At 42.8% G+C, this 12,740-nt stretch carries 7 protein-coding genes; 5 read left to right on the top strand and 2 right to left on the bottom strand.

Annotated elements, in window-relative coordinates; translation table 11 throughout:
* Window positions 1-32: 32 nt before the first annotated feature.
* Complete coding sequence (gene pbpG / locus IX83_RS02830) at window positions 33-1,151, bottom strand: D-alanyl-D-alanine endopeptidase (RefSeq protein ID WP_038498986.1); 1,119 nt, start codon at window positions 1,149-1,151, stop codon at window positions 33-35.
* A gap of 295 nt (window positions 1,152-1,446) precedes the next feature.
* On the opposite strand from pbpG, the gene purL reads away from it, so the two are divergent.
* From purL to IX83_RS02855, 5 genes are all read left to right on the top strand, one after another.
* On the top strand, window positions 1,447-5,457 hold the full coding sequence (gene purL, locus IX83_RS02835; RefSeq protein WP_236620618.1) for a phosphoribosylformylglycinamidine synthase: 4,011 nt from the start codon (window positions 1,447-1,449) through the stop codon (window positions 5,455-5,457).
* Window positions 5,458-5,562: 105 nt separating this feature from the next.
* Window positions 5,563-7,026 (top strand): IMP dehydrogenase, encoded by a 1,464-nt coding sequence (gene guaB / locus IX83_RS02840; RefSeq protein WP_038498989.1) that lies wholly within the window; start codon window positions 5,563-5,565, stop codon window positions 7,024-7,026.
* 10 nt (window positions 7,027-7,036) lie between these two features.
* On the top strand, window positions 7,037-8,620 hold the full coding sequence (guaA, locus tag IX83_RS02845) for a glutamine-hydrolyzing GMP synthase (protein ID WP_038501441.1): 1,584 nt from the start codon (window positions 7,037-7,039) through the stop codon (window positions 8,618-8,620).
* A gap of 169 nt (window positions 8,621-8,789) precedes the next feature.
* A complete protein-coding gene (locus IX83_RS02850) occupies window positions 8,790-9,428 on the top strand; it encodes a c-type cytochrome (RefSeq protein ID WP_038498992.1) in 639 nt (212 codons plus the stop codon).
* A 9-nt stretch (window positions 9,429-9,437) separates the two neighbouring features.
* Window positions 9,438-10,475, top strand: a complete 1,038-nt coding sequence (locus IX83_RS02855; RefSeq protein ID WP_038498995.1) for a c-type cytochrome — start codon at window positions 9,438-9,440, stop codon at window positions 10,473-10,475.
* A 619-nt stretch (window positions 10,476-11,094) separates the two neighbouring features.
* On the opposite strand, the gene IX83_RS02860 is transcribed toward IX83_RS02855, so the two are convergent.
* Entirely contained in the window at window positions 11,095-12,534 is a 1,440-nt protein-coding gene (locus IX83_RS02860; protein WP_143244793.1) for an alanine/glycine:cation symporter family protein, read from the bottom strand.
* Window positions 12,535-12,740 lie beyond the last annotated feature (206 nt).

A 12,740-nucleotide genomic window follows, 5' to 3' on the forward strand; every position in this document is an offset into this window, starting at 1 on the left:
TTTTTAATTAGCGATCGTCACGCCTCGTTAAACTAGTATAAATTAGGATAATCGTTTCGAACTAACTGTCTGAGGCGAATCGCATCCGTAAAACGACTAGATGTATTTTGTGAGTTCAAAATAATCACGGCCATTGGCTTGCCATCAAAGTTTGTTTTCATCACTAAGCAATCGCCTGCTTCACGAATATAGCCTGTTTTAGACACTTGTATATCCCAGTTATTGTTGCGAATAAGGCGGTTTGTGTTGTGAAAGGTCTGTACTCTACCATTTGACATCATGATGTTGTAACCGTCATGGGTTGAAAGATCTCTAATGATAGGGTTTTTGTCGGTAGCCACTAGAAGTTTGACTAAATCTTTTGGAGTAGAGACGTTCTTGGGCGACAGTCCTGTAGGCTCAACAAAACGAGTACGACTCATACCCAGTGTTTTTGCTTTTTGGTTCATGGCTTTGACAAACGCTTTCTTTCCACCAGGGTAAGTGCGTGCTAAAGCATGAGCGGCTCGATTATCTGAGGACATGAGTGAAAGCAATAACGCTTCACGACGAGTGATCTTGGTGCCTACTCTGAGTCGGCTGCTCGATTTTTTTAGACGATCAACATCTGCCTTGGTAATGGTGATTTTTTCGTTAAGATTAAGATCCTTATCTAGTACGACCAAAGCCGTCATTAACTTTGTGATGGATGCGATGGGTTGAACCTTATCACTATTTTTCTCAATAAGTGGTTTGCCTGTTTCAAGATCGACGACATACGCGATTTTGGCTTTCAGATTCGCTTCATTCGCCACTAATTGCAAAGAAGCAGGCATGTTTTCATACAGATAATGCTGGTTAGTGGTATAGGTTAAAATCGGATCTTCTTCTGGACGATTAACCTGTGCCACTTTTTTTGTCGGCGTAGAACGTGATTTCTTGACGACTTTTCTTAAACTTGCTTTAGAAGATTTTTTCTTAGCTAGGGCTTGAGCGGTTGTTTTCGGCTTCTTTCTCGTAATGATGATCGCGTTAGTTTTGCTGTTGGCGACTTTTTGGACGACCATTTCAGGACGTTTTGTAGTAGTGGTTTTCTTGGATGTAGTTGCTGAGTGAGCAATATTTGTCAATGAAAACAATAAACAAAAAGACAAAGGCAAAAGGCGTTTCATCGGGTAAACTGGCACAAAAAAGAAGTCAAACACTCAAATTATAACGGTTATGATTAATAAAATCAATAATTGCAATAACTTGTAACAAAAAATTAAATCACTTTCTAAGTTTTTTGAAACAATTTATAAGTTTCATCATATATTCAGTTTCTTAGCAATAAAAATGAGGCGGTTAAAGCACTTATTTTATCTTGATTTTTCTTTAAGTAAAGCGTGTGTGACATGCGTTTTTTCGCCTTGATTGGGTTAAAATATTCAACTATTTTGTCAACCCATTTATTCTAAAGGTTTACCCGTGTCTATCACATTCGTCCCATTCTACGGAAAATCGGCACTTAGCCAGTTCCAAATCGAAAGATTAAAAGACAAACTTAGCCAGTATGCGATTACGCAGATTCGAGCACAATACGAATATTATGTATTTGCACATGAAGCATTGAGTGAATCAGAACATATCAGATTAAAACAGATATTAGATATAGACGACGATTGGAAGAAAAACGAGACGCTTGTTTTGAGAGTTTTGCCTAGAATGGGGACGATTTCGCCTTGGGCATCTAAAGCAACCGATATTGTTCATAATTGTGGTTTGTCTAATATTGCTCGAGTTGAAAGAGGTGTTCGTTTTTTATTTGAAACGAAAAAAGGTTTGTTAGGCGGGTTTGCCTCTTTAAATCAAGAAGCCCAAGAATTTATTTCATCACTGATTCACGATCGTATGACAGAGATGGTGGTCGGTGAAGAGTATCATGCAGGACAGTTGTTCCAAACCTTAAATCCCAAGCCATTACAACAGGTTGATGTGTTAAATCGTGGGGTGTCCGCACTTCAAGAGGCGAATGTTCAGTTAGGATTGGCTTTGTCTGAAGATGAAATTGAGTATTTAGAAAGCTCGTTTAAACGTTTGGGACGTAACCCAACGGATGTGGAATTGATGATGTTTGCTCAGGCTAATAGTGAACATTGTCGTCATAAGATTTTTAATGCAACATGGACGATTGATGGCGTTCAAAAAGATAAAACGCTCTTTGGCATGATTAAGGATACGCATATTAAACATCCGCAAGGAACGGTAGTTGCGTATTCTGATAATGCAGCGATTATGGAAGGTACTTCTGTTAAACGTTTTTATCCCGATACAAATTTAAAATATGCGAATCACGAACGTTTGACACATACTTTGATGAAAGTTGAAACGCATAATCACCCCACAGCGATTGCTCCTTTCCCAGGTGCGGCAACGGGATCAGGTGGTGAAATTCGTGATGAGGGGGCTACAGGTCGTGGTGCTAAACCGAAAGCAGGTTTATGTGGATTTACTGTTTCGCATTTAAATATTCCCACTTTGCCCGAATCGTGGGAAAAGAATGCACTTGTGCCACCTGAACGTATGGCAAGTGCTTTGGATATTATGATTGATGGTCCGATCGGTGCGGCTGCTTTTAATAATGAGTTTGGTCGTCCGAATTTATTAGGCTACTTCCGTAGTTATGAACAGCAAGAACAACAGCATTGGGGCTATCATAAACCCATTATGCTAGCGGGCGGTATGGGGGCGATTGATGATGCGTTGACTCACAAAAATGAGATTCCTGACGGTGCGTTGCTTATCCAATTAGGTGGTGCTGGCATGCGTATCGGCATGGGTGGCGGTGCAGCATCAAGTATGGCTTCAGGCTCCAATACCGCGGCCTTAGATTTTGATTCAGTTCAACGTGGCAACCCTGAATTACAACGTCGTGCCCAAGAAGTGATTGATGCATGTTGGCGTTTGTTAGAAGATAACCCTATTATTGCGATTCACGATGTCGGGGCAGGTGGCTTATCTAATGCTTTCCCTGAGCTGGTAAATGATGCAGACAAAGGTGCTGTTTTTGATCTCAGTCGTGTGAATCTGGAAGAATCAGGGATGTCGGCTGCTGAAATCTGGAGTAATGAGTCGCAAGAACGTTATGTCCTTTCGATTTTACCAAAGGATTTACCACGCTTTGATGAATTGGCAAAACGTGAACGTTGTCCATATAGTGTGGTGGGCATCGCCACAAAAGAAAAAGTATTGCGTGTGGTAGAGGGCGAGGGCTTGCCTGGTGAAGCAGAGGCTACATCGACACAAGAAGCCGCCGTGTTACGTCCTGTAGATGTACCGATTGATGTGATTTTAGGTAAACCGCCTCGTATGACCAGAACGGTGGAACATGAGGCGACGACGGTATCTGCGTTTGATCCAGTTAGCCAAGATTTGGTGAGCGTGGCAAAAAGTGTGATGCGTCATCCGACGGTAGCGAATAAAACCTTTTTAATTACCATTGGTGACCGTAGTGTGGGTGGCTTGTGTTCTCGTGATCAGATGGTAGGACCATGGCAAGTACCCGTGGCTGATTGTGCAGTGACCTTAGACGGTTACGAGACTTATACAGGTCAAGCGATGAGTATGGGTGAAAAAACACCGTTGGCGGTGGCCAATGCACCTGCTTCAGGTCGTATGGCTATTGCTGAAGCGATAACAAACTTGGTGGCTGCTGACATCGATGATATTTCTCGTGTGAAGTTGTCGGCTAACTGGATGGCTGCTTGCGGTTCTAAAGGGCAAGATGCGGCCTTGTATGATACTGTCGAAGCGGTTTCTCAGATGTGCCAAGAAGTAGGGTTGGCGATTCCCGTGGGTAAAGATTCCTTGTCGATGAGAACAAATTGGTCTCAAGATGATCAGACACACACCGTGTTATCGCCTGTCTCTTTGGTTATCTCTGCTTTTGCATCGGTCAATGATGTTCGTCAAACTTTAACGCCAATACTGAAAAATGAACCCTCAGTGTTGATTTTGATCGATTTAGGACTGGGCAAACAGCGTATGGGCGGATCCATTGTGGCCCAAGTGTTAAATCAATATGGGGGCGAAGTGCCTGATTTTGAGCATCCTGAACACTTGGTATCCTTTTTTAAAGTAATCCGTTCATTGGCTCGAGATAATAAGATTTTGGCATACCACGATAAGTCTGATGGTGGCTTATTTGCTACGGTTGCTGAGATGTCGTTTGCTTCTCAATTAGGTGTGTCTTTAAATATTGATATGCTGACTTTTGATGAACAAGTAGCTGATTGGGGTGACTATAAGATTCGCCCTGAGCAAGTTACTGTCCAAAGAGATGAATCTTCTTTCAAAGCCTTGTTTAATGAGGAAGCAGGTGCGGTGATTCAAGTTCGTGCTAGTGAACGCGATCATGTATTGCAAATGTTGAGAGAAGCTGGTTTATCAGCCTATAGTCATGTGATTGGTTCTTTAAATGACAAAGATAGAATCGAGATTTATCGTGATGGTAAATGTGCATATGAACCGATTGATCGTGCCGAATTAGCACGAGAATGGAGTCGCGTGAGTTATGAAATTATGTCTCGACGTGAAAATCCTCATACCGCACAAGCAGAATATGATGTGTGGTTGGATAAGTCTCATGCGGGACTAAAAGGTCAGGTGGATTTTGATCCTCAGGAAAATATTGCCGCTCCTTATATTGCAACAGGTGCTCGTCCGAAAGTAGCGATTTTGCGTGAACAAGGTTGTAATAGTCAGTTAGAAATGGCTTGGGCCTTTAACCAAGCGGGTTTTGATGCCTATGATGTGCATATGACTGACCTTTTGGCAAAACGACAACATCTGCAAGACTTTAAGGGATTGGTGGCTGTAGGTGGTTTTAGCTATGGTGATGTGCTTGGTGCTGGTGAAGGCTGGGCAAGAACGATTTTATGCCATGATGAATTGTCTCAACAGTTTGCACAATGGTTTGAACGTCCCGACGTGTTTGCACTAGGTGTATGTAATGGTTGTCAGATGATGGCAGCGTTGGCATCCATGATCCCTGGTGCGGAAAACTGGCCTCGATTTACGCAAAACCAGTCTGCTCGTTATGAAGCACGTTTATCTTTAGTTGAAGTGATGGATTCTGCGTCAATTTTCTTTAAAGGTATGGCAGGTTCTATCATGCCTGTGGCCGTTGCTCATGGTGAGGGCTATGCGAATTTTGGACTTCAAGGGGATGCCGAAAAAGTGGCTCGTTGTGTACGTTATGTTGATGGATCAGGTCAGCCAACGGAGCGTTATCCATTTAACCCTAATGGTAGTGCCAATGGCTTGACAGGGGTTACCACGAATGATGGACGATTTACGATCATGATGCCTCACCCCGAGCGAGTGACGCGAAATGTGATGATGTCTTGGCATCCTGAGAAGTGGGGACCAAAAGACACAGGTGGCGATGCGACGCCATGGCAACGTATGTTCCAAAATGCTCGTGTATTGATTGGATAATGAGAATAGATGAGGGATATGAGGTGAGACTCGACCCCTCATTTGTTTTACAGGATTTAGTGAATTTTTGTTATAATTATTTTTTGTGACTGTGGAGAATCTTTTATGCGTTTACTTAAACAAGCGCTAACATTTGACGATGTATTACTCGTCCCAGCATACTCAAATATCCTACCTAAGGATACCTCTCTTAAAACGCAACTTACGCGTGACATCAGCCTAAATATTCCTCTTTTGTCTGCAGCGATGGATACGGTGACCGAATCTCGCCTTGCGATCGCCATGGCCCAAGAGGGCGGTATTGGCATTATTCATAAGAATATGTCAGGTGAAAAACAAGCGGCAGAAGTGGCTCGTGTGAAACGTCATGAGTTTGGTGTCGTCGTCGATCCTGTCACGGTAACACCCGATATGCGTGTTCGTGATGCGATTGAGTTGCAAAACAAAAACGGTTTTTCTGGCTTACCTGTCGTTGAAGGTGGCAAAGTAGTGGGTATCGTTACGAACCGTGATTTACGTTTTGAAGATCGTTTAGATGAGCCACTAAGAAATATTATGACTCCTAAAGAACGATTGATTACGATGCATGAAGATGGTAGCTTGGAAGAAGCTAAACGCTTGATGCACGAAAATCGTTTAGAGCGAGTCTTAATTGTAAATGACGCTTTTGAACTAAAAGGCTTGGCAACGGTTAAAGATATTGTGAAAAATACCACTCATCCGAATGCCAATAAAGACGCAAAAGGGCAGTTACGTGTTGGTGCTGCCGTGGGCGTGGGTGCTGGTACAGAGCAGCGTGTTGATTTGCTTGTGAAAGCGGGCGTTGACGTGATTGTGGTCGATACGGCCCATGGTCATTCTCAAGGTGTGATTGATCGCATTCGTTGGATTCGTCAGAATTATCCTCAGGTTCAGATTATTGGTGGGAATATTGCGACAGGTGCGGCGGCTCGTGCTTTGGTTGAAGCAGGTGCAGATGGTGTGAAAGTCGGTATTGGCCCAGGTTCTATTTGTACGACTCGTGTGGTGGCAGGTGTGGGTGTTCCTCAGATTTCTGCGATTTCGGATGTGGCCGAAGCATTGAAGGGTACTGGCGTGCCTCTTATTGCAGATGGTGGTATTCGTTACTCGGGTGATGTGGCAAAAGCATTAGCGGCAGGTGCGAATGCGTGTATGTTAGGTGGTATGTTTGCAGGTACAGACGAAGCACCTGGTGAAGTGATTCTATACCAAGGTCGTTCGTATAAGGCCTATCGTGGTATGGGTAGCTTGGGTGCGATGGAACAGGGTTCTGCTGATCGTTATTTCCAAGATCCAAATAGTAATGCTGAGAAATTAGTACCAGAAGGTATTGAAGGTCGTGTACCTTACAAAGGTTCTGTGTTGAACATTATTTACCAGTTGGTAGGTGGTGTTCGTGCTTCGATGGGTTATTGTGGTTGTGCGACCATTGATGAAATGCGTCAAAAAGCTGAATTTGTACAGATTACATCAGCAGGGTTCCATGAATCACATGTTCATGATGTAACGATCACTAAAGAAGCTCCTAATTATCGTTCAGCAGGATAATGGCATGACAGTGCATGATAGTATTTTAATTTTAGATTATGGTTCACAAGTCACACAGCTGATTGCACGTCGTGTGCGAGAGGCAGGGGTATTTTGTGAAATTCATCCAGGCGATGTCAGTGATGATTTTATTCGCCAATTTCCTGGCCTAAAAGGGATTATTCTTTCAGGTAGCCACGCATCAGCTTATGATGAAAGTGCTTTGAAAGTCCCTGATATTGTATTTAATCTTGGTTTGCCTGTTTTGGGTATTTGCTTTGGTATGCAAAGTATGGCCCAAAAGCTAGGTGGCGAAGTTCAATGGTCGGATCATCGTGAATTTGGTTATGCAGAGGTTGATTTATCTAGCACGCCGAGTAAGCTTTTTGAGGGCATGAACGACACGAACGCCGTACAGCCTAAGCTAAAAGTTTGGATGTCGCATGGTGATCGTGTGGTAAAAGTTCCAGAGGGCTTTAACATCACGGCTTCTACACCATCTTGTCCGATTGCTGCGATGGCCGATGAGACGCGTCGATTCTATGCGGTTCAATTCCACCCCGAAGTGACGCATACTGTTTCTGGGGTTGAGATGTTCCGTCGCTTTGTTTTTGATATTTGTGGCTGTTCAGGTGACTGGAACATGCCCGATTATGTTGATGAAGCGATTGCTCATATTCGTGAACAAGTCGGTAGTGATCATGTGATTCTAGGTCTGTCGGGAGGGGTAGATTCTTCTGTGGCAGCGGTATTGATACACAAAGCGATTGGTGATCAGCTTACTTGCGTATTTGTTGATCACGGACTGCTACGTTTGAATGAAGCTCAGCAGGTAATGGACGTTTTCCATAAAAACTTAGGGGTGAATATCATTCATGTGGACGCAACCGAGCAGTTTATGTCGAAGCTTCATGGTGTGACGGATCCTGAGCAAAAACGTAAGATTATTGGCAAAGAGTTTGTTGAAGTATTCCAACGTGAAGCAGCGAAGATCAAAGATGCCAAATGGCTAGCACAAGGTACGATTTATCCCGATGTGATCGAATCAGCAGGGGCAAAAACAGGTAAGGCAACTGCCATTAAATCACATCACAATGTAGGTGGCTTGCCAAAAGATTTAAACCTCAAATTACTTGAACCTTTACGTGAATTATTTAAAGATGAAGTCCGTAAATTAGGTGTGGCAATGGGCTTACCACCTGAAATGGTGTATCGTCATCCTTTCCCAGGACCTGGTTTAGGTGTTCGTATTTTAGGTGAAGTGAAACAAGAATATGCAGACCTTTTGCGTAAAGCCGATGCTATCTTTATCGAAGAATTACGTAATCATCGTGATGAAGCGACAGGTAAATCGTGGTATGACCTAACTTCACAGGCTTTTGCCGTATTTTTGCCCGTGAAATCGGTTGGGGTAATGGGCGACGGTCGTACTTATGATTATGTCGTGGCATTACGTGCGGTGCAAACGTCTGACTTTATGACAGCAGATTGGGCACATTTGCCTTATTCTTTATTGTCTAAAGTCTCTTCTCGTATCATCAATGAAGTCAAAGGGATTAACCGCGTCACTTATGATGTGAGTAGTAAGCCTCCCGCGACGATTGAGTGGGAATAACTTTATTAATAATAATTCTCATTTATCCCCAAACTGCACAATTGTGGTTTGGGGATTGTTTTTTTTGAAAAGAATATTGGTGAAAATGACTATCATTCCTATAATGAATGAGTATGGGAGGATGTTTTTAAAGACTCTAAGATAAAACGATATGTTAGTGGAGGTGTATATGAAAAAAATATTATGGATTGGCTTGTCATCACTAATGTTGATAAGCACATTAGAAGCAAAAAGCATCGCCTCAATCCAAAGGGGGAAAGAATTATCGGCTGTTTGTGCGGCTTGCCATATGCCTGATGGAAGAGGGATGGTTATTCCAAATCTTGAGGCAAGACCGAGAATCACGGGATTAGATGCCGCTTATGTATGGAAGCAACTTAAAGATTTTAAGGCGGGAACTCGCGAAAATGCTAGCATGAAACCGATCGTCAGCATGTTTGATGAAGAACAACTGAAAGATATTGCCAATTATTTTGCTAGTCTTGAGGTGGTTGCGGATATCGCACCAGCACCCTCTCAGGAAGTCGCTCAGGTGGCCCAAAAACTGATCAATCAAGGAGATTGGAATCGTTATATTCCCGCTTGTAAGTCCTGTCATGGCGTTGGTGCCTATGGAGTGGGGGAGCATTTTCCTAATTTAAATGGGCAGCCCGCTTCGTATCTAGAGCATCAGCTGATGATTTGGAAAACAGGGCAGCGAAACAATGATTCTTTACATTTGATGCGATCGATCGCTAATCGATTAAGTGAAGAAGAAATAAAAGCCCTAGCCGCTTGGTTTGCTTCACAACCAGCTGTTAAGCAATAGGAGGCAAAGATGTTAAAGAAACTATTAGTATTGATCTTGGGTGGAAGTATTGCTTGTACCTCATGGGCATTACAAATTAGCAAAATGGGTAAGGACCTCACCCCAGAAGAAAGGGCGGCATTGAAAGCGATGTTGCCGAATGAAGCACCTCCCAAAGACGATGAGTTTGTGCATATTCCGCCTACGATGGACGATTTAGAAGCCTCGGACTTGCATCCTAAAATGAAAGAGGCGATTCGTCGAGGTCATGATTTATTTGTAAACACGCAACAACTTCGTGGCAAAAATGTATTCAACAATATGAATTGTTCGAGCTGTCATACTGGCGAGGGTCGAAAACCTTTTGCGGGACCTGTTTGGCCAGCTGCAGTGACTTTGCCAAATTATAGAGGCAAAAATGGTCATGTCAATAGTCTGGAAGAGCGTATTGTTGGCTGTTTTTCTTATTCGATGAACGGGAAAGCTCCAGAATACGGTAGCGATGATATGCTGGCCTTAGCACTTTATCATCAATGGTTGGCAAAAGGTGTGCCTATGTTTCCTGATGTGAAAATATACGGACGAGGTTACCCTAAACCTAATGATCCAGAGAAGATTCCAGATTATGCTAGAGGTAAAGTGGCATATGAGAAAAACTGTTCTCTTTGTCATGGCTTAGATGGTGCGGGATTGGTGGTGGACGGACATGTCCAATTCCCAGCACTTTGGGGGAATCAATCTTTTAATTGGGGTGCAGGTGCTGCTCGCGTGTTTACCATGGCAGGGTTTATCAAACATAATATGCCATTGGGGCTCGATACGCCGTTATCGGATCAGGATGCTTGGGATATTGCACAGTATGTCAATAGTCAAGAAAGACCACAGGACCCTCGATATACGGGTGATGTGAAAGAGACGCGTGCTCTATATGAAAAAACGTTCCATCAACATACCTTATATGGTACACAATTGAACGATACGGTATTAGGCGACCATGATAATGTGGGCGATAAAAACTTCTTGAAACCAGAGGCATTGAGACCAAGAGATTTTTCAGGCAAAAAATAACCACTTTATGATTTAAAACTTTTGTAGTTTGATGAAAACACCCATGACGTTATATGCGGATGGGTGTTTTTTTTATGGACAAAAAAACGTTGACAAAGAGTGGTTGGGTGGGTGTGGGGTGGGGTGTTGATGGATGATAAATTCGTTGAGAAAGAATGCTAGAGCGAGTGAGTGGGTTTGTTTAGGGATGATAAGGAATAGTTCAGCGAATGTGAAAGGGTGAGGTTCGTTGATGGATGATAAGGAATGGTTGAGTGAATGTGGGGTGGTGAGGTTTGTTGGTAGTTGACAAGAAATGGTTCAGCGAGTATGGGGTGGGGAGGTTTGTTGATGGATGATAAGGAGTGGTTGAGCGAGTGTATGTGCGAAAGCCTTGTTCAAGGATGATAAATTCGTTGAGAAAGAATGCTAGAGCGAGTGTATGTGCGGAAGCTTTGTTCAAGGATGACAAGAAATGGTTGATCGAGAGTGTGTATGTGCGGATTTTGTTTAATCGTTAAAAACGAGGATCGTAAACGGTTTTTGATGGAAGCGTTGTCGCTAGATAATATACGGTGATAAAAAAAGCCCATCCGATAGATAAAGGGATGGGCCTTTGATGATTAGGTGATAAGAGCGATTACTCTAATTCACCACTTTTACGTTTTGCAATAAAGTCTTTAGTTTCTGACACAATAATTCCAGATAATAGAATTAATGCAATTAGGTTAGGTGCCGCCATGAGACCGTTAAAGGTATCAGCAATGTTCCACACCAATTTCACGCCAGATTGGTCAGAAGCATCACCTGTTTGAACGGCTAAACATCCCAAGAATACAGTGATCACGTAAACAACGCGGTAAAAAGGCACAAACTTATCGCTAAATAAGTATGCAGCGCATTTTTCACCGTAATAACACCAACCAAGAATAGTGGAGTAAGCAAAGAAAATCATACCGATAGCAATTAACATCCCACCAAAGCCTGGTAATAAGTGATCAAATGCAGAAGCTGTCAATGACGCTCCACCTTTGATATTGCTGACTAAATAAACCCCTGTGTTAGGATCTAGCATACCCATATGGATCATGCCCATTACCAATACAATACCAGTAATACTACATACGATAATCGTATCAAGGAATGTACCGGTCATAGAAACAAGTGCTTGTCTGACAGGGTGATCTGTTTTTGCAGCGGCTGCAGCGATAGGAGCAGACCCCATCCCCGCTTCGTTTGAAAACACACCACGAGCAATCCCGTAACGAATAACCATGCCGAATGTACCGCCAACGATAGCTTTTGCTGAGAATGCATCGCTGATAATAATGCCCAAAGCAGTGCCTAGAATATCGACATTGCTAAGAATAATAGCGATACCCCCAAGCACGTAGCCAATCGCCATGATAGGAACGATGATAGAAGAAGCTTTGGCAATAGAGCGAATGCCACCTAATACCACAATACCTGTCAAAACGGTTAGGGCGATGCCAGTGTAAATAGGGTTAATATTAAAACTATGAAAAACAGCATCTGCCACTGAGTTGGATTGTACAGAACTGCCGATACCAAAAGAAGCAAAAACAGCAAAGAATGCAAAAAGAAACGCCAACCATTTGAGTTTTAGGCCTTTTTCAATGTAGTACATTGGGCCACCAGACATTTCGCCATTTGAGTTTGTGATACGGAATTTTACCGCTAACACGCCTTCTCCATATTTAGTTGCCATCCCGACTAATGCGGTGATCCACATCCAAAAAACAGCTCCAGGTCCCCCGAGTGCAACAGCCGTGGCAACCCCTGCGATATTACCTGTCCCGATAGTGGCAGATAATGCGGTCATTAGTGCTCCAAAATGTGATACATCCCCCTCGATTTCTCCGTTTTTGTTAACTTGTTTATGTGGTTTGAATGCTTGCACCAGTGCGTAGGGTAGCATTCTGAATTGTAGTAAACCTAGGCGATAAGTAAGCAAAATCCCCGTACCTACTAACAATGCTAGCATGTAAGGACCCCATACGAAATCACCTACTTCGCCAACGATTGCGCCTACCTTTTGAATAAAACCGTCTTCTTGCATAACTTTCTCCAACTCATGATCTTGAAAACATAGAGATATAAATGATATGGGCGTATTCCTATCATCTATGTCTTTTATTTTTACCTCATTATTTTGATTTGTCTAGTAGAAGAGTACTAGGGTTTGTACTGTAACAATAAAAAGTCAAGTTTTTTTTCTAGTGCTTCATTCTTTGAATATGGCGAAAAATAATTCTAATTTTAAGT

The organism is Basilea psittacipulmonis DSM 24701 (assembly GCF_000743945.1).
In the GTDB taxonomy this organism is placed as follows: domain Bacteria; phylum Pseudomonadota; class Gammaproteobacteria; order Burkholderiales; family Burkholderiaceae_B; genus Basilea; species Basilea psittacipulmonis.